This window comes from Streptomyces sp. Ru62 (assembly GCF_002920615.1).
Classification (GTDB): Bacteria; Actinomycetota; Actinomycetes; order Streptomycetales; family Streptomycetaceae; genus Streptomyces.
The window spans coordinates 147086-166287 of record NZ_PQSU01000003.1; the positions used below are offsets into that span (position 1 = coordinate 147086).

Genomic DNA, 19202 nt, shown 5'->3' on the forward strand with positions numbered 1-19202 from the left:
GGAGCATGAGGGTGCGACGGTGGTACTCGGGCCGGCGACTGGGGCTGACCAGCCTCACGATCGCGGCGAGTGGTTTGCTCGCCCTGCTCATCGGTGTCGCCTTCGCCGTCCTGCTCTGGGCGATCGACGACGCCAACGACTCGACCTCGGCGCGGCGGGCCTCCCGGACTGCCCTGGTCGAGGCGGGAACCATGGAGCAGCTCGTGCTGGACCTGGAGACGGGCCAGCGAGGCTTCGTGATCACCAAACAGGAGCAGTTCCTCCAGCCGTGGAACGAGGCGCGCAAGAGTCTCCCGGCCGAGACGCGGCGGTTCACCGAAAGCACCACCTCGGCCGGTCAGCGACGCACCGCCGCGCAGATCGCGCGCGGCGTCCGGTCCTATCTGGACGACTATTCGGTCCCCCTGGTCGAGGCGGTCCGCCGGGGTGACCCCGCCGCCTCCGGACCGGCGGAGACGGACGAGGGCAAGCGGCGGGTCGACGCGCTGCGCGCCCAGTTCGACCGGTACACGGCCGACGAGCGCACGCAGCTCGCGGCGCGCGAGGACGCCGCGGGGGCCAACGGGCACCGGGCCGTGGTCGCCGCGGGCCTGGGCCTCGCGGCGTCGACCGCGCTGGTGGCGGCCTTCACGGTGCTCCAGCACCGTGCCGTCGTCCGGCCGGTGCGCGCCGCCGCCGCCGCGGCGCAGCGGCTCGCGGACGGCGACCTCGCCACCCGGATCACGCCCAGCAAGGTGGCGGAGATCGGCGCGCTCGGCACCTCGTTCAATTCCATGGCGGCCTCGTTGCAGGACAGCCGCAGGCGCGTCATGCAGAGCGTCGAGGAGGTGCACCGCCGCACGGCGCGTGATCTGCACGACGGGGCGCAGCAGCGACTCGTGAGCCTGATGATCGGTCTGCGGCTGGCGCGCGAGATGCTTCCCGACGAGCAGACCACCGCGACCGAGCTGCTGGAGGACTCGATCACCAACGCCCAGACCGCGATCGACGAACTGAGGGAACTCGCCCGGGGCATCTATCCGCTGACCCTCACGGTCAAGGGGCTGGCGGGAGCGGTGGCGGACCTGGCGTCCCGGTGCCCGGTCCCCGTAGTCGTCGACAACGCGTGCGACGGGCGGTTCGCCTCCGCCGTGGAGTCCAACGCCTACTTCATCGTGGCCGAGGCCGTGACGAACGCGGTCAAACACGCTCAGGCGTCCCAGATCGACATCTCCCTGGAGCTGACCGGCGACATCCTGCGGATACGGGTCGCCGACGACGGTGTCGGCGGCGTGGCGGGGGCCGCGGCCGGCAGCGGCCTGACCGGACTGGCGGACCGTGTGGCCGCGTTCGACGGCACGCTGTCCATCGAGTCGCCCCCCGGCGAGGGCACGTCGATCCTGGTGCGGATCCCCGTCACGGCCTGAGGACCTGGGGCACCCCGGCCGTCGTTCCGTCCCGGCGCGGCCCCGAGCCATGACGGCGGCACCCGCGCCAGGGCGTCGTTCCCGTCGGCACCGCCGCCGAGGCGGTGCGGTGCGCCGCTGTACGTCGGCCGGGAGCGGGCACAGCGTCGCCGTTGTCCGTTCCCGTCCCGCCCCTCCCGCTCCGGACGGCACGCGGCCCCCCGGTGAGCCCCCGGTCACAGAGGCGTGAATACGACACGGCGTCAAGACGCCAGCCCGGTGGCATTGACCGGTCCGCCCGGCCGGGCGATCTTCTGTCCATCGCGGGACACGACTCGCCGACAACGATGTCAGGCCAGGCGCCCGCTGCCTGCTGCCCTTTCCATTCCGGAGTTGCCCTGTGCGGACACCCCCTGCGGCCCGGCCATTCCCCGGCCGCGCCAGACCCGGTTCTGCCGTCTCCCCCCCGCCGGTCCGGCCATGGCGCCGGGCCGTCGGCACCGCCGCGGCGGCGCTGCTGACCGCCCTCGCCGTCCAGCTCCCGTCGCCGGCCGAGGCCGTCGCCGCCACGTCCGGCACGGCCAGGCCCGCGACCGAAGCCCTGTGCGGCACCCCGAAGCCGGGCCAGTTCGGCTGCTTCGGCGTCCGCCGCACCGACGTCCCCACCGCGCGGGTCCAGGCCGGCGGTCAGGCGACACCCGACGGATACGGCCCCGCCGACCTGCGTTCCGCCTACGACCTGCCAGCGGACGGCGGCGCCGGCGCGACCATCGCGATCGTGGACGCGTACGACAACCCCCAGGCCGAACAGGACCTCGCCACCTACCGGGCGCAGTACGGCCTCCCGGCCTGCACCACCGACAACGGCTGCTTCCGCAAGACGGACCAGCGCGGCGGCACCGAGTACCCCGCGCCCGACGACGGCTGGGCCGGCGAGATATCCCTCGACCTCGACATGGTGTCCGCGATAGCCCCGAAGGCGCACATCCTCCTCGTCGAGGCCGACAGCGCCTACACCGACGACCTGGGCGGCGCCGTCAACACAGCGGTCGCGCTGGGCGCCCGCTACGTCTCCAACTCCTACGGCTCCTACTCCGAGGACGAGAGCGTCCAGGCCCTCGACAAGGCCTACTTCGACCACCCGGGCACAGCCGTGCTGTTCAGCTCCGGCGACAACGGCTACGGGGTGAGCTACCCGGCCTCCTCGCCGTACGTGACATCGGTCGGGGGCACCTCGCTCACCCGGAGCCCGGGCAGTGCCCGCGGCTGGTCCGAGAAGGTCTGGAACACCGTCACCACCTCCGCCTCGGGCGAACAGCACTGGGGCGCCACCGGCTCGGGCTGCTCCCAGGCCGAGCCCAGGCCCGCCTTCCAGCCGGAGACGGGCTGCACGGGCCGGTCGGTGGCCGACGTCAGCGCGGTCGCCGATCCCGCGACCGGGGTCGCGGTCTACAACAGCTTCTCCGACGCCGGGTGGAACGTCTACGGCGGCACCAGCGCGTCCGCGCCGATCATCGCCGGCGTCTACGCCCTGGCCGGCACCCCCGTCGAGGGAACCTACCCCGCCTCCTACCCGTACCAGACGCCGGGCGCGCTCCACGACGTCACCGACGGCGACAACGCCAGCTGCCCCGACGCGGGGCTGTGCGGATTCGGTACCACGCCCCGGTGCGATCCCGCGCCCAGCTGTACCGCCGGTCCCGGCTACGACGGCCCCACCGGACTGGGCACACCCAACGGCCTCGCCGCGTTCCAGCCCGGCCCGCACGGCACCGTCTCGGGCAAGGTCACCGACCGGGCCACCGGGAAACCGGTGCCCGGAGCCGCCGTACGACTGGGTGACTACCACGCCTCGGCCGGCGACGACGGCACCTGGTCGCTCGTCGCCCCGGCGGGCACCTACCGGCTGACCGTGAGCGCCTTCGGCTACGCCGACAAGGACTTCGGCCAGGTCGAGGTCGCCGACGGCGCGCGGGTGAGCGCCGACGCCGCCCTGGCCGCCGTGCCCACCCAGACCGTCTCCGGCACGGTCCGCGACGGCGGCGGGCACGGCTGGGGCGTGTACGCCCGGCTGACCGTCGACGGCGTGCCCGGCACCGCCTTCACCGACCCGGCCACCGGTCACTACTCGATCCGGCTGCCGCGTGACGCGACGTACACCCTGAAGGCCACCGCCCTGTACCCCGGCTACCGGCCCGCCACCGCCACGGTCGCCCTCGGTGCCACCGCGCGGACCGCCGACCTCTCCCTGCCGCTGACCGGCACCGGCACCCTGCCGCCAGGCTACGCCGTCACCTACCACGGCGGCGGCCTCCAGTCCTTCGCCGAGGCGGCGACGCCCGAGGGCTGGAGCGTCGTCAATCACACCGACGCGGGCGGCTGGGAGTTCGGCGACCCCCTCAACCGAGGCAACCAGACCGGCGGTGACGGCCGCTTCGCGGAGGTCGACGACTACGCCCTCGGCTGGGCTCCGGTCGACAGCGAACTGGTCAGTCCCGCCTACGACTTCTCCGCGCTCACGCAGCCACGGCTGGAGTTCGACACCGCGCTGCCGGGCACCTACCGCTTCAGCGACCCCACCGCCGACGTCGACGTGAGCACCGACGGCGGCCACACCTGGGACACCGTCTGGCACACGACCGACGTCGTCAACGGCCCCGCGCACGAGACCGTGGCGCTCACCGCCTACGCGGGCAAGCCGTCCGTGCGCGTCCGCTTCCACTACAGCGGTTCGCTGACCGGCTTCTGGCAGCTGGACAACGTGGCCCTCGGTACCCGTTCGCTGGACACTGTGCCGGGCGGCCTGCTCACCGGACGGGTGACGGACGCCAACACCGGGACCGGCGTCCTCGGCGCCACCGTCGCCGCCCGCGCCGTACCCGCCGACAGTGGCCGCAGCGTCGCCTCGCCCGGCGACGCCACCGTGGGCGACGGACTGTACTGGGCCTTCTCCTCCCGCACCGGGAGACAGGAGTTCACCGCGGACCTCGCCGGATTCGGCTACCCGGCGGTCACCTCGACGGTACGGGTCAAGGCCGATGCCGTGACCACGGCCGACTTCCGTCTGCACCCCTCCCTGCTGGAGGCGAAGCCGTCCGCCGTCGCAGTCACCGTGCCCTGGGGCGGCCGGAAGACCGTCACCGTGAAGCTGCGGAACACCGGAGGCGCGCCCGCCACCCTCTCCGTCGGGGAACAGAACGTCGCAGGGAGCGCGCCCGCCTCGCCGGCCGGGGCGCCCCGCAAGCGCTCCGCCACCGGGGTCGGCCCGCTGGACATCCCGCGGGCCGCCAGGGGAACGGCCGCCGGCCTTCCCACCGACCAGGCGTGGAAACCGGTCACGGACCTTCCCCAGGCCACGAGCGGAGGCGTCGCGGCCACCCACGACGGCATCCTGTACGCGGGCCTCGGCCAGACCCCCGACGGCTGGCTGACCAACTCCCTGCGCTCCTACGACCCGGACACGGCCACTTGGAAGGACCTGGCTCCCGCGGTGACCAAGCGCTTCGGAGCGGCGGCCGGGTTCATCCGGGGCAAGCTGTACGTGACGGGCGGCAAGGACTCCGCGGGGCAGCCCATCGCGGGCGGTGAGGTCTACGACCCGGCGACCGACACCTGGTCGACGATCGCCGACGCGCCCGTCGCCTACGGCAGCCCCGGCGCGGCGGTCGTCGGAGACAAGCTGTACGTGATCGGAGGCTGCGCGCAGTTCTCCTGCGGCAGTGGTGACGTCCAGGTCTACGACCCGGCGACCGACTCGTGGTCACGCGGCCCCGCCTACCCGACACCGACGTCCTGGACGACGTGCGGCACCGCCGACGGGACCCTGTACTGCGCGGGCGGCGTCTATCAGGCCGACGGCGGTTTCCCGAGGGCGACCGCGGTCGGCTACGCCCTCGACCCCGCCAAGGGCCGCTGGACGCCGATCGCCGACCCGCCTGCCGACGTCTGGGGCGCCGCGGGCGCCGCGGCGGGAGGCCGGCTGCTCATGGGCGGCGGCGTGCTGGTCTCGGCGGGCGCCATGACCAACGAGGCCTACGCCTACGACCCGTCCACCGACGCCTGGACCGCGCTGCCGAACCTCCCGCAGCCGCTGTACGCGGCGGCCTCCGCACCGGGCTGGTACGTCCTGGGCGGGCAGTCCTCGGACCGCGTGACCCAGACCGCCGCCCAGGTGCTGCCCGGCTGGGACGCACCGCACGGCGACGTCCCGTGGCTGAGCGAGAAGGCCGCCGCCCGGACCGTCGCACCGGGGCGGACGGTACGTCTGACCGTCACCGCCGACGCCACGGCGATGGGACCCGCCGACGCGGGCGTCCACCAGGCGCGCCTGGTCGTCGACTCCGACGGCCCGTACGGGTCCGTGGCCGTCCCGGTCACCCTGACCGTGGTGCCGCCGCACGGCGCGCTCCGGCTCACCGGCACCGTGACCGCCGCCCGGCCGGGCGGCACGACGGGACCGCTGGCCGGAGCCACGGTCCGCGTCACGGCCGGCGGCGGCGCGCACACCCTGCGCACCGCGCTCGACGGCCGCTACGAGGTGTGGCTGCCGGACGCGGACCGCGCGGTCGGCCTCACCGTGAGCGCGGAGGGCCATCGGACGGTGCGGCGCACCGTCCGGGCGCACGGCGCCGCCGAGTTCACGGCCGACATCACGCTCGCCCGGCGGTAACCGTTCCCGGCCGTGGGGCCGTCCGCACACCGGCGGCCCCACGGAGCACCGGCGCGGCTCAGGCACCGAGGGGGTCGTCCGGCGTCCACCAGCCGCGCCGCGCCGCGAGCACGCCCGCCTGGAACCTGCTGGCCGCACCCAGTCGCACCAGCAGGGCCTGGACTCGCCGCTGCACCGTGCGATGCCCGATGCCTAGGTGACGGGCGATGGCCTCGTCCGGCAACCCGAGGCCCAGCAGCGACACGATGCGCCGTTCCTCCTCGCTGAGGAAGGCGTCCGGACCGTCCCGTTCCGTGGGGCCTGGCACGAAGGGCTGCGCCTGCTGCCACAGGGTTTCGAAGAGCACGCTCAGCGCGTCGAGCAGGGAAGAGGGGTGCACCAGGACGCAGGTGTCCAGCACCTCGGGGGTCGACACGAGCGGGATCAGCCCCGCCTGGTCGTCGGCCAGCAGCAGCTTCATCGGCGCCCGTGGTACGACGCGGACCTCCTCGCCGCCGGCGACGTCCCGCTCGATGCGGCCCACCACTCCGGGCAGGAACAGCGAGTCCCGGCCGTGGATGAACCGGCTGCGGACCTGCCTGCCGGTGATGTTGACGACCGAGTTGACCCGGCTGCCGTCCCCGGCTGCCGCGTAGGGCGGCGCGTCGATGCCCCGGATCTCCCGCTCGGCTCGCCGGAACAACTGCTCCCCGCAGCGCGCCACGCCCTCCGCGCCGGAGATCACCTCGATGAGCGAGGCCGACCCGCGGCCGCCCCTGGCCCGTTGGTGCCGCTCGCCGAGCCGCTGGGCGAGGGCCCGTACCCGTCGGATGTCCCGTTCGCGGGCCAGCAGCAGCACCTCCACCGCGTGCTCCGGCGGGAGCGCGGTGTACCGGGCGGGGCGCCCCGGCACCCGCGCGACGAGACCGCCGTCCTCCAGCCGGACCAGGGCGCTCTCCAGGTCGAAGCGTTCCGTGCGGGTCCGCTCCGCCAGTTCGGCCACGGTGAGCGACCGGCTGTCGACCAGCGCCAGGTAGGCGGCCTCGGCGCGCTCGTCCAGACCGAGGACCTCCAGCACCGCACACCCCCAACTCCCCGGGGAGAAGTCCCCTTTCCGGTCATCGCGGCCGGGACGTCCTCCAGGAGCAGAAGCGTAACGGGTCGGGCGCGTACGCACCGGACCGGCTCCTGTGCGCTCGACCGCCCCCGCCGGGACGCGGGTCAGCCGATGTGGAGCACCGATCCGACGCACCAGTCACCCCGGCGGTGAACACGTTCGGGTAGGTACGGGAGCAGGGTGCAACCGATCAGCCCGCTGTCCGCGTGGGCCGTCCAGGTCCCCGCGGCGGCGCACCACGCCGTCCCGCATGACCCAGGAGGTACGGACGAGGCCGTCGACGTCGTGGAACGGGTCGCCGTCGATCACCGTGAGCTCGGCGAGCCTCCCGCGCTCCAGGCTGCCCAGGTCGTCCGCGACCCCGGAGAGCCGGGCCGGGGCGGCCGTCGCCGTACGCAGCGCCTGCGCGGCGGACAGACCGCCGAAGCGGTGCAGGGCCCGCAGGGCGAGGTGGAGGTGGAGGCCGAGCGGGGTCAGGGGCGCATCCACCGCGCGTTCGACCGGCCGCCCTACGTGAACCGGCCCGGCAGCGACCTGGAGCACCAGCGTGGCCGGCAGCGCACCGGCGTCACCCACCGCGTGGTCTACGACCGGGCCGCGGTGGACTGGCCGGGCCGCCTGCGCGACGACATCCTGCCCAGCATCCGGTTCGGCGAACAGGCGCGGGTGCTCGCGCGGTTGCCGATGAAGCTGGTGATCGCCGACGACACCTCGGCGGTCATTCCCTTCAGCCTAGCGCCGGGCGGGCACCAGACCGCCTACCTGATCCACCGCTCCCCGATGCTCACCGCGCTGGAAGCGCTCTTCGAAGCGGAGTGGCAGCGTGCGGCACCGCTCCAGGACACCGGGCCGCGAAGCAGCCGGCCCGACGGACCCGATCCGGACACCCTCGCGCTCGTCAGACTGCTGGCGTCCGGATGCTCGGACACGGTGATCGCCCGCACCCAGGGCTGGAGCGCGCGCACCACCCAGCGCCGCATCCACCGGCTGATGACCGAACTCGGCGCGGCCACCCGCTTCCAGGCCGCGGCACAGGCCGCACGTCGCGGATGGCTGTGCTGACCTTCAAGGAGGGCGCGCCTCACCTGCCGGGGCCGGCCCTCACCCGGCTTGTGGCGCGCCGTAGGAGAACTCGTACCCGGCGAAGTCGGCGACACGGACGTACCCGATGCGCTGGTAGAGGGCGTTGCTCGTGGGGTTGTCCGGGTCCGTGAACAGGACGACGTCCGTCGCGCCCGCGGCCAGCGCGGCCCTGCTCACCTCGGCCGTCACGGCCGCCGCGTAGCCGCGGCCACGGAGGTGGGCCGGGGTGTAGACGGGGTCGACCCGGACCATGCCGCCGACCACCGACGTCGCGGCCGCCATCGAGACGGGGGTGCCCCGTGGGGTCTCCCAGAACGTGAAGTGCCGGTCGCCGAAACGCGAGTCGTCCCAGGAGCCGGCGTCGATCAGGTCGATGGAACGCTGTTCCCCGACGTCGACACAGAACTCACGGCACCAGCGCACGACGTGCTCTCGGTCCTTGACGCCCGTGACGCGGCCCCCGCCCTCCGGGTGCGGCCGCGGTGGGGTGAGCGTGCCGAGGCGGTAGAGATGCGTACGCCAGAATTGTGCCGGCGCCGCGCCCGTGTGCCGCTGCCACGCCTCGGCGAACGCACCGGCGGTGTCGTGGTCCGCGATGACGTTGGCGGGGGTGTGGCCGAGACCGGCCAGCCGAGCGGCGAGGGCGTCGGCCTGCTCGGCGGAGAGGGGGGTGAGGCCCAAGCGGCCGCGCGGAGTGTGATAGAAGACCGCACGTACTTCGCCCCCTGACTCCAGCCGGCCGAAAACGGCGGTCTCGGCATCACGATCGGCTGCCCTCCGTGTCCGCAGCTTCTCGATGTCCGTCAGCGGCGTGTTGTGCAGGGCGGGGCGCGAGCACAGGAAGTCCCCGGCTCGGGCGAGGAAGTCGTCGACGTCTTGGGTGAGGTGCCAGTCATCCGGGAGCATGCTTCATGGTCCCGGATGCGGGCGGCAGGACATAGAGAGGTGCGGGCCGGCGTGGTGTCGCTGTCGGGGCCGGACCCGTGACCGCCCGCCGTCCACGCCGCCCAACTACCGCGTTCCCGCGGCCACTCAGCGCCGGACCCTGGCCACCCGCTGTCCACGCCGCCCAACAGCCGCATCCCGGCGGCCACTCGGCCGGGGAACGTCTGCTTCCTCCGCGACGCACGCACGGATGGCCACTGACCACGGCCGCGCGGCGATGACCGATCATGGTCGGCATGTCACTCATAGCATCCGTTGTGGTGTGGGCCATCGCCTGCCTGCACGCCTACATCCTCGTGCTGGAGATGTTCCTGTGGACCGGTCCGAGAGCCCGGGCCGCCTTCGGGACCAGTGCCGAGTTCGCCTCCCGGACGAAGGCACTCGCGGCCAACCAGGGCCTGTACAACGGATTTCTCGCCGCCGGTCTGGCGTGGGGCGCGGTGGCCTCCGACCCGGTGGGTTTCCAGGTGAAGGTGTTCTTCCTGGTGTGTGTCGCGGTGGCCGGCCTGTACGGAGCCGCCACCTCCAGCCGGCGGATCCTGTACGTCCAGACGTTGCCGGCGGCCGTGGGGCTCGCGTTGGTGTTCCTGGCGCACTGACCGGAGGCCCAACGCGTCCGCGCATGCTTGCCACCGGCGTGGCGGAGGCCAATTGACTTCCGTTTGGGTTTCCGTTCCCTGAGCGTTCAACCGGTGCTTGCTGTCGGTGTCGTGTGAGCTTCCTAGGGTCCTTGAGGCTTTTCCGAAAGAAGGGGCTCATGGACTCACAGCTCGCGGTACGGGCGCGCGGCATCACCAAGTGCTTCGGTGATGTCGTCGCGCTCGACGGCGTGGATCTGGACGTGGCGCGGGGACAGATCCACGGGCTGGTCGGACCCAACGGTGCCGGCAAGACGACGCTGCTCGGCCTCCTTCTCGGCCTCGCCGTGGCCGACAGCGGCAGCCTGGAGATCCTGGGCACGCCGGTGGGCCGCGCGTTCGAGGCCCCCGGCGGTGTCTCCGGGTTCGTGGACGGGCCGGGGCTGTACCCCTCGCTCACCGCCCGGCAGAACCTCGCCGCGCTCGCCGCTCTGCGCGGTGACGACACGCGGTCGGCGGGGATCGACGACGCCCTCGACCAGGTCGGGCTCACGGATGTCGCCGACGAACGCACCCGCGGCTTCTCCCTGGGCATGCGTCAACGTCTCGGCCTCGCCGCGGCCCTGCTCACCAGGCCGCGGCTGCTCATCCTGGACGAGCCCTCCAACGGCCTGGACCCGGCCGGGAAGAGGCACGTCCACGGTGTCCTCACGCGGCTCGCCCGGGAGGGCACGAGCGTGGTGCTCTCCAGCCACCGGATGGACGACCTGGAGGCCCTGTGCTCCGAGGTCACCATCCTCGCCACCGGACGGATCGTCTTCTCCGGGCCGCTGGGCAAACTCGCCGCCGAGAACCGCGAACTGGACTACCGGCTGGTCACGTCCGACCCGGAACGCGCACGCCGGCTGGCCGCCGACGCGCCGGGCATCCGCCTGGCCGACGACAGCGCGGGGCGCCAGGGCGGAGAGGCGCTGGTGCTGCGCGCGCTGGTGCCCGCCCTCGACGACCTGGTGGTGAGCCTCGTCCACGAGGGCATCGCCCTGCGGGAACTCGCCCCGGTGGTCTCCCCGTTGGAGGCGGCGTTCCTGGCCCTGACCGAGCAGCGGAAGCCGGACGGCCATCAGCAGGACGGCGCCGGTGTCCCGCGGCAGTCCGACGCCCGGCAGCAGAAGGACGCCGACGCCCCGCAGCACCCCGACGCCCAGCAGCAGGAGGCCGGTCGATGACCGCAACGCCGACCCCCACCGCAAGCACGCCCCCGACCTCCGCCCCCACCGCCGTATCCCCTGCGCACACCACCGCGTCAGGCCGTGTCACAGTTGCCCGGAGCTACCGCTTCGAGGTCGTCAAGCTCCTCTCCCAGTGGCGGATCCGCCTGCTGCTCCTCGCCTGCTGGATCGCGCCCGCGCTCTTCGTGGCCGGGGTGAGCGCGCAGAGCACGCTGCCCACGGACACCCTCTTCGGCCGCTGGATGCACGCCACCGGCTGGGCCGGCCCGCTGGTGACGCTCGGTTTCGCCGGCACCTGGGCGCTCCCGCTGCTCACCTCCGTCGTCGCCGGCGACGTGTTCGCCTCCGAGGACCGGCTCGGCACCTGGCGCCACCTCCTGGTCGCCGTCCGCTCGCCCCGGCGGATCTTCGCGGCGAAGGCACTGGCCGGCCTCACCGTCATCCTGCTGCTCGTGGCCGGGCTGGCCGTCTCCAGCACGGTCGGCGGGCTGGTGGCCGTCGGCGACCAGCCGCTGGTCGGCCTAGACGGCCACCTGCTCACGCCGGGGGACGCCGCCGGCACGGTCCTGTGCGCCTGGGCCGGGGTGCTCGCCCCGACCCTGGCCCTCGCCGGGATCGGGCTGCTCGGGTCGGTCGTACTGGGGCGCTCCCCGATGGGTCTGCTGCTGCCCGCGCTGGTCGCGCTGGCGATGCAGCTCGTCCAGATGCTGCCGCTCCCCGTCGCCGTACGCCTCGCCCTGCCCGGCGATGCCTTCCTCACCTGGAACGGCCTGTTCACCAGCCCGGCGCAGCTCACCCCGCTCCTCATAGGCATCGTTGTCAGTCTGCTGTGGGCCGTGACGGCGACGGTGCTGGCCTATGTCCTCTTCCTGCGGCGCGACTTCACCAACCCCACCGACGACGGCTCGGCGCGCCGCGCGGTCACCCTGGCCGTCCTGCCGCTCGCCGGGCTGCTCGGCGTGACGGTCGCGGTCGTGGCGGCGACGACCACGGCCACCGGCTCCGGGATCGAGCAGGCGAAGGTGCAGCGCGCGCTCGCCACGGAGTTCGCCCACCTGTACCGCCTGCAGACCGAGCAGCTCCACCGGCCCGCCGTCACCGAGGCGCAGCTCAAGACCTCGGCGGCGTGCACCAAGGCCGGTGTCCAGGACGGCGCTCAGGGCCCGGGCAACGACTGGCGGTGCGTCGTCTCCTGGCACCTGCCGGGCGTCGCGGCCACCGGGTCGGCCGTCTACCAGCTCGACATCACGGCGGACGGGCGGTTCGTCGCCGACGGTGACGGACCGAAGGAAGTGAACGGCTACTTCCTGGTGCGGACTTCCACCGGAGACGCACCGAACCCGCTGTGGCAGTTCGACGGCAACGTCGACCTGCTCGCCGCCTCCCCGGACTCCCGGACCCACTGACTTCCTCTCCGGCCACCCCCCAACTCCTCCTCACCCCCAGGGAATCACGCATGCAGATAACACGCCGCCGTCGGCAGGCCGAGAAGAAGTACTACGACCTGCTGGGCAGACGTGTCAGCCGCCGGGCCACGCTGGTCACGGCATGCATCACCACGGCCGCCCTGGCCACCGGCACCGCCGTCGCGGAAACCCGCCAGTTCGGCACCGAGCAGGTCGGTCAGGTCACCGACAAGGGACAGGTCGTCTCCGCCGACCAGTACATCGCCCCGTACGGTGACCGCCTCGTCATCAACGACGGCAAGATCATGTCGTCGACTGTCAGCCCGGACGGCAGCCACCTTGCCGCCTCGGTCACCGACGGCGACGCCTCGCTGGTCGTCGTGGACCTCGCGACCGGGCAGATCAAGCAGCGCGTCGGCACCAACGCCGCCGACGACCTGCGCATCAGCAGCAACGCCGTCGGCCAGGAAGGCCCGGTGTACTCGCCCGACGGCAAGCAGCTGTGGCTGGGCCAGCTCGACGGCTACACCAAGTTCACCGTGAACGAGGACGGCACCCTCGCCAACCCGGTGACCGTCAAGATCCCGGCCGACGGCAGCAAGCAGGCCCTGGCCGCCGCGGCCGTCTTCTCGGCCGACGGCTCCACCGTGTACGCCGCGGTCAACGGCCAGAACCGGGTGGTCGCGATCGACGCGGCGACCGGAACCGTCAAGCGGAGCTGGACGGTGGGCAACGCCCCGCGCGGCATGGCCCGCGTCGGCGACAAGCTCTACGTCAGCAACGAGGGCGGCCGGCCCGCGAAGGCCGGCGAGTCCACGCTCAACTCCTACGGCACCCAGGTGCCGGCCGACCCGAAGACCGGCGCCACCACCACCGGCACGGTCAGCGTCATCGACCTGGCCGACCCGTCCGCCGCCGTCGGCACCATCGACGTCGGCCTGCACCCGACCGCGGTGTACGCCCAGCGCGGCGCGGTGTTCGTCACCAACACCGCCGACAACAACGTGTCGGTCATCGACACCGCCAAGGACAAGGTCGTCCAGACCATCGCCACCCAGCCGTGGCCGGAGGCCTCGGTCGGCTACGAGCCCGACGCGGTGACCCTCACCGACGACGGCCGGCTGCTGGTGACGCTCGGCCGTGCCAACGCCGTCGCCGTCTACCGCTACACCTCCCCGCAGGAGCCGGTCAGCTACGTCGGCCTCCTCCCGACGGACTACTTCCCCGCCGAGATCACCACCGTGGGCAAGAAGGTCGTCGTCTCCAACACCCGAGGCATCGACGCGCGCCGCCCCGCCGCGGCCGGCCACGGCACTCACGACACGACCTCCAGCCTGACGCAGTTCACCCTGCCCAGCGACCGTGTCATCCGCTCCCAGACCGCCAAGGTCTTCCAGCAGAACGGCTGGACCGCCGACTCCGTGCGGCTGGCCAAGGGCCACGGCAACGGCAACCGCAAGGCGCAGCCGGTCCCGACGCGGATCGGCGACCCTTCGACGATCAAGCACGTCTTCCTGATCGTCAAGGAGAACCGCACCTACGACCAGGTCCTCGGTGACGTCCCCGAGGGCAACGGCGACCCGTCGCTGACGCAGTTCGGCGAGAACGTGACGCCGAACCAGCACGCGCTGGCCGAGCAGTTCGGGCTGTACGACAACACCTACGACATCGGCACCAACTCGGCCGAGGGCCACAACTGGCTCATGCAGGCCGACAACCCCGAGTACACCGAGTCCTCGGCCGGCGAGTACAAGCGCAGCTACGACACCGAGGACGACGCCCTCGGCCACCAGAAGACCGGCTTCCTGTGGTCGGGCGCGCAGGCGGCCGGCAAGTCGGTGCGCAACTTCGGCGAGTTCCAGCAGTTCCTGACGAAGCCGTCGGGCGCCAGCTGGCAGAACCTGTACTGCGACGCCAAGAACATGGACGCCACCGGTCAGGCCACCGCCTACCCGCTGAACTCCTCCTCGCCGATCCCGTCGCTCAACGACGTCTCGGTGCCCGGCTTCCCGAAGTTCGACACCAGCGTCCCGGACCTGTACCGGTACGAGATCTGGAAGCAGGACTTCGAGAAGAACGGCCCGGCGAACCTCAACATGTTCTGGCTCTCCAGCGACCACACCGGTGGTCCGGCGAGCCCGGCCGCCCAGGTCGCCGACAACGACCTCGCCACCGGCAAGATCATCGACAAGATCTCGCACAGCAAGTACTGGAAGGACTCGGCGATCTTCGTCGTCGAGGACGACTCCCAGGCCGGCCTGGACCATGTCGACGGCCACCGCGCCCCGGTCCAGATCATCAGCCCCTGGGCCCAGCACGGCACGGTCGACAGCCACTACTACTCGCAGATCACGATGATCCGCACCATCGAGCAGATCCTCGGGATCCACCCGATGAACCAGAAGGACAGCGCGGCCACCCCGATGCGGGGCGCGTTCACCAAGCGCCCTGACTACACGCCGTTCACCGCCCTGCCCAACCGCACCTCACTGACGGACGGCGTGAAGACGCCGCCGTCCTGCGGCGTGGACACCCCCGCCGCACAGGACCCCAAGGCCGCGGCCGTGCCGTCGGCGAAGGTGCCGGCGGACAAGAAGTCCCTCGCCGCCGCCTGGGACGCCTGGAAGTCCAAGCAGCACCTGACCGGCCCCCACGCCATCCCCGACTACGCCAACCCGGCCCAGATGAACCACCTCACCTGGTACCAGACCCACAACTGGACGCGCCCGTACCCCGGCGAGAAGAAGATCTACGCCCCGAATGACGTGCCCGGCGCCTACATCCCGTCGGCGGAGAACGACGGCTGACGGCCGGCACGCGCTGATGTGAACCAGCGGGTCCCCTGGCAGAACGACCGTCTGCCGGGGGCCCTTTGCGTACCAGAGGTCACTGACCGCACGACGCGGCTCGCTCGACTCACACTGTGCTTGATGCTCTGCCGGCAAGAACTCGTTGCCGGGCCAGTTGGACGGCGGCGCTGAGAGCCTCGGAGTCGAAGGACCCGTCGTGGCGTCTCCCGTTGACGAAGAACGTGGGCGTTCCCACAGCGCCGCTGAGATCCGCCGAGCTCACGTCCTCTTCTATCCGCCTCAGTCCCCGCCGGGCCTTCATGTGAGCGCGGAACGCGTCGACGTCCAGCCCCAGCTGCGTCGCGTACCGGACCAGGTCCGCGGCAGTGAGCTGATCCTGGTGCGCCAGGAGCAGGTCGTGCATCTCCCAGAACCTGCCCTGGTCCGCCGCGGCCTCGGCGGCTTCTGCCGCCAACTGCGCGTGCGGGTGCACGTCGGGGAGCGGCAGGTGGCGCCAGACGTACCTCACGTCGTCGAGATCCGTCAGCATCTCGCGCAGAGCCGCTTCGGCCCGACCGCAGTGGGGACACTCGAAGTCCCCGTACTCGACGACGGTGATCTCGGCGTCGACCGGACCGCGTATGCGGTCGCGTATGGCGTCCACCGGGGTAACCAGATCGGTGAGCGGGCGGGCCCGTCCCAGCAGCGCACGGGCACGGCGTCGCGGGGACATGAGCTTCAGGACCCCGGTGGTGATCCACCCGGACACCATGGCTCCGGCAAGGGTCGACAGAATGGCTGTCCGCGCGTACGCGAGGTCGTCCCCGGTGAATGCCTTGGAGGCGATGAGCAGCGACACGGTGAACGCCGCCCCCGACACGGCGCCCCCCACCGTCGCGGCGCCCCAGCCGACGTTGGGTCGCAGCCGGCCGCCGGACAGGGCCGTCACCAGGGACAGTGAACCGACCACCCCGACGATCTTGCCCACGAGATATCCGCAGACGATGCCCCAGGTGATGGGCGAAGCGAAAGCCGCGGAGACCGTCCTGACGCTGAGCGGCACCCCGGTGTTGGCGACCGCGAAGAGAGGGAGAACCGCACAGTTCACCCAGGGGGTGAACTTGCGTTGGAGATGGTCGTTCTGCGATATGGCGGCCACGAGACCGCGTACCGCCGTCTGCTGCATCTCCGCGGTCGGCTGCTCCCGGAAGTCCCGCACCAGGCCGGTGGCGCGTTCCAGATCGTCGCGTCCGGCCGGCGCGGTGATCACCAGCAGGCCCACCGTCAGACCGGTCACGACGGGATCGACTCCTGCCTTGAGGAGCGCGCACCACATCACCAAGGAGACCGTGCAGCACACGACGCCGCTACGGAAGTTCGCCAGACGCATGCAGATGATGACCCCGGCGGCCGAAGACGCGATCAGGAAGGGGACGACCCGGAAACCCCCGCCGTAGAACACGGCGATGACCACGAGTGCCACGACGTCGTCCATCACCGATATGGACAGCATGAAAGCGCGCAGCGAGGACGGCAGTCGAGCTCCGACCAGCGAGAGGATCGCCAGGGCGAAGGCGGTGTCGGTGGACATGGCGACACCCCAGCCGTGCACACTCGTCAGGCTGGCGTTGAAGGCGACGAAGACGAGCGCGGGCACCGCCATGCTGCCCACACCACCGATCGCGCAGAGGACCACCCATTTACGGTCCCGCAGTTCGCCCTTGTCGAGCTCACGGCGCGCGTCCAGCCCGACGAGGAAGAAGAACAGCGCCATGAAGCCGCTGTTGATCCACTCGCGCAGTGTCAACCCGAGCGAAAAGGGCCCGACGGTGACGGACAGCCGAGCGGACCAAGTGGCATCGTACGTGCCCAGGCTCGTGTTCGCCCAGACCAGCGCCGCCAGCACCGCCACGATGAGGAACGCCGTGCCGCCGTTTTCCGACCTGGTGAACGCGCGCCAGCGCTGCAGAGCCATATCCGATCCAATCGAGCAGTTGTTCACGCGCCGGGCAGAGCGCCACGCACACGGCCTTCCGCGTGACTGCCGCACGTGCCCGGCGTGTGGGACGCGGGACAGGACGTCATCGCCCGCCCGGGCCGGCTCAGTCGTCGTACGCGGTGGACAGGCTCAGCTCGCGCCAGGCGTCGAGCTCTCGCCTGACGAGTTCCAGCTTGGCCTGGACACGGTCGACGCTGTCCGCGCCGAGTTGCAGGCGCAGCGGCGGCTCCTCCGTCACAGCCAGCGTCAGGACGGCTTGCGCCGCCTTGGCGGGGTCGCCGGGCTGTGAACCGCTGGCCGCCAGGAACGCGGGCCGGCCCGAGTGCACCGTCGCCTCGTAGGCGCCGAGCGGCTCGGCGGCCGTGACGCGGATGCTCGACTCGTCCAGGAAATCGGTGCGGAACGCGCCCGGCTCCACGACGTGGACGGTCACGCCGCTGCCCGCGAGTTCGGCGGCGAGGGACTCCGTGACGGCCTCCACCGCGAACTTCGTGGCGGCGTAGATGCCTGAACCGGGCAGTGCGGTGAAGCCGCCCACCGAACTGATGTTGATGACACGGCCGGACCGCTGGTGGCGCATCACCGGGAGAACCTGCCGCGTGACGTTGAGGAGACCGAAGAAGTTCACGTCGAAGAGGTCGCGGGCCTCCTTGTCGCTGGTCTCCTCGACAGGGCCGAGCAGGCCGTAGCCCGCGTTGTTCACGAGCACGTCGATACGTCCGAAGCGCGCGACAGCCGCCTCCACCGCGGCGGCGGCCCTGCCCTCGTCCCGCACGTCGAGCGGGACCACGAGGACCTGGTCAGAGGGCAGGTCGGCCACGGCGTCCGGGGTGCGGACAGCGGCCACGACCTGGTCGCCGGCGGCGGCAGCGGCCTCGACGATGGCGCGGCCCAGTCCACGGGAGGCGCCGGTGACAAACCAGACTGACATCACTTGTCTCCTACACTCGCTTGCTCACGGAGCACGGTTGTGCAGTTCGAGGATGGTGACTGACTCGAGAGGCTTCCAGGGTGTGCCACGGCCTCCCTGACCGGGAATGCGACGTCTAGCCTGGACGGTATGAAGGAGCGCAACGAGCTGGGGCAGTACCTCAAGGCCAGGCGCGCCCGGATCACCCCGGCGCAGGCGGGACTCATGGAGGGCACCGGTTACCGGCGGGTTCCGGGACTGCGCCGTGAGGAGGTCGCCGCACTCGCCGGCCTCAGCGCCGACTACTACGCACGGCTGGAGCAGGGCCGGGAGCGACACCCCTCGCCCAGCGTGCTGAAGGCGCTGGCCAGAGTGCTGCAACTGAATCCCGACGCCCAGCGTTACCTCTTCGCGCTGGCCTCTCCAGATGCGGTCGGTGAGCCCGCCGGGCCGGCCGACCGGGAGCCCGGACCGAATCTGCTGGCCCTGCTGGACGACTGGAGCGCCCATCCGGCGATCGTCACGGACCGCTGCATGAACGTGGTCGCGGCGAACGCGCTCGGTGCCGCCCTCTACGACAGTCACCCGAACCGGGACAACCTGGCCCGCCTGCTGTTCATCGATGATGCCTCTCACACCTTCTTCCGTGACTGGGAGACGGTCGCAGCCTCCACCGTCGCCTCGCTGCGCGCCGCCGCCAGTCATCGCATCGGCGACCCCGAACTGAGGTCCCTCGTCGGCGAGCTCACGCTGCACAGCGCGGACTTCACCCGGCACTGGCGGCGGGCGGAGGTGCGCGAGAAGACATCGGGCACGCTGCTGCTGCGGCACCCGCAGGTCGGCGACCTCGACCTCGCCTACGAGACGCTGCGGCCCAGTGCGTCCCCGGACCTGCTGGTCAAGGTCTACCGGGCGCGGCCGGAGACGAGCACCCGCGACCGGCTCGCCATCCTCGGCAGCCTCAGTGCCGCCCCCCGGCCCGCAGAGCGGTCCTCCGGTTCCGGCCGGTCCCGGTCCGGCGACGAGGAAAGGATCGCCGAACCGCCCTCCGGTCCGTTCGCCTGACCTGCGGCGGTTTCGTCCGCGGGCCGCTCTCCGCCGCTCGGCATGTCG

13 protein-coding genes are annotated in these 19202 nt (G+C 72.1%); 8 read left to right on the top strand and 5 right to left on the bottom strand.

Going from position 1 to position 19202, the window contains the following annotated elements; translation table 11 throughout:
• Positions 1-5 precede the first annotated feature (5 nt).
• A complete protein-coding gene (locus C3492_RS05235; protein WP_103810543.1) occupies positions 6-1406 on the top strand; it encodes a CHASE3 domain-containing protein in 1401 nt (466 codons plus the stop codon).
• Positions 1407-1785: 379 nt separating this feature from the next.
• Positions 1786-6054: a carboxypeptidase regulatory-like domain-containing protein gene (locus C3492_RS05240; RefSeq protein ID WP_103810544.1), complete on the top strand. Its 4269-nt coding sequence runs from the start codon at positions 1786-1788 to the stop codon at positions 6052-6054.
• A gap of 58 nt (positions 6055-6112) precedes the next feature.
• On the opposite strand, the gene C3492_RS05245 is transcribed toward C3492_RS05240, so the two are convergent.
• Both C3492_RS05245 and C3492_RS46810 read right to left on the bottom strand, forming a co-directional pair.
• Positions 6113-7111, bottom strand: coding sequence for a helix-turn-helix domain-containing protein (locus C3492_RS05245; RefSeq protein ID WP_146075647.1), 999 nt, complete (start codon positions 7109-7111; stop codon positions 6113-6115).
• 177 nt (positions 7112-7288) lie between these two features.
• Complete coding sequence (locus tag C3492_RS46810; RefSeq protein ID WP_107500665.1) at positions 7289-7726, bottom strand: amidohydrolase family protein; 438 nt, start codon at positions 7724-7726, stop codon at positions 7289-7291.
• 3 nt (positions 7727-7729) lie between these two features.
• Between C3492_RS46810 and C3492_RS05255 the strand changes: the two genes are divergently transcribed.
• A complete protein-coding gene (locus C3492_RS05255) occupies positions 7730-8212 on the top strand; it encodes a hypothetical protein (RefSeq protein WP_374938325.1) in 483 nt (160 codons plus the stop codon).
• Positions 8213-8251: 39 nt separating this feature from the next.
• Here C3492_RS05255 and C3492_RS05260 read toward each other — a convergent pair whose 3' ends face one another.
• Entirely contained in the window at positions 8252-9139 is an 888-nt protein-coding gene (locus C3492_RS05260; protein WP_103810546.1) for a GNAT family N-acetyltransferase, read from the bottom strand.
• Positions 9140-9414: 275 nt separating this feature from the next.
• On the opposite strand from C3492_RS05260, the gene C3492_RS05265 reads away from it, so the two are divergent.
• The 4 genes from C3492_RS05265 (at position 9415) to C3492_RS05280 (ending at position 15198) form a co-directional block, all read left to right on the top strand.
• Positions 9415-9777: a DUF1304 domain-containing protein gene (locus tag C3492_RS05265; RefSeq protein WP_103810728.1), complete on the top strand. Its 363-nt coding sequence runs from the start codon at positions 9415-9417 to the stop codon at positions 9775-9777.
• A gap of 158 nt (positions 9778-9935) precedes the next feature.
• Positions 9936-10982, top strand: a complete 1047-nt coding sequence (locus C3492_RS05270) for an ABC transporter ATP-binding protein (RefSeq protein WP_258055503.1) — start codon at positions 9936-9938, stop codon at positions 10980-10982.
• Positions 10979-12391 carry an ABC transporter permease gene (locus C3492_RS05275; protein ID WP_103810547.1) on the top strand — a complete coding sequence of 471 codons (1413 nt, stop codon included), beginning with the start codon at positions 10979-10981 and terminating at the stop codon, positions 12389-12391. Before C3492_RS05270 ends, C3492_RS05275 begins: the two co-directional genes overlap by 4 nt.
• A 50-nt stretch (positions 12392-12441) precedes the next feature.
• Complete coding sequence (locus tag C3492_RS05280) at positions 12442-15198, top strand: alkaline phosphatase family protein (protein WP_103810548.1); 2757 nt, start codon at positions 12442-12444, stop codon at positions 15196-15198.
• Between the two features lie 109 nt (positions 15199-15307).
• Here the strand turns inward: C3492_RS05280 and C3492_RS05285 are convergent, their stop codons facing one another.
• Complete coding sequence (locus tag C3492_RS05285; RefSeq protein WP_103810549.1) at positions 15308-17155, bottom strand: Na+/H+ antiporter NhaA; 1848 nt, start codon at positions 17153-17155, stop codon at positions 15308-15310.
• A gap of 127 nt (positions 17156-17282) precedes the next feature.
• Positions 17283-18110, bottom strand: a complete 828-nt coding sequence (locus C3492_RS05290) for an oxidoreductase (protein ID WP_103810550.1) — start codon at positions 18108-18110, stop codon at positions 17283-17285.
• A 129-nt stretch (positions 18111-18239) separates the two neighbouring features.
• On the opposite strand from C3492_RS05290, the gene C3492_RS05295 reads away from it, so the two are divergent.
• Positions 18240-19154, top strand: a complete 915-nt coding sequence (locus C3492_RS05295) for a helix-turn-helix domain-containing protein (RefSeq protein WP_103810551.1) — start codon at positions 18240-18242, stop codon at positions 19152-19154.
• Positions 19155-19202: the final 48 nt, after the last annotated feature.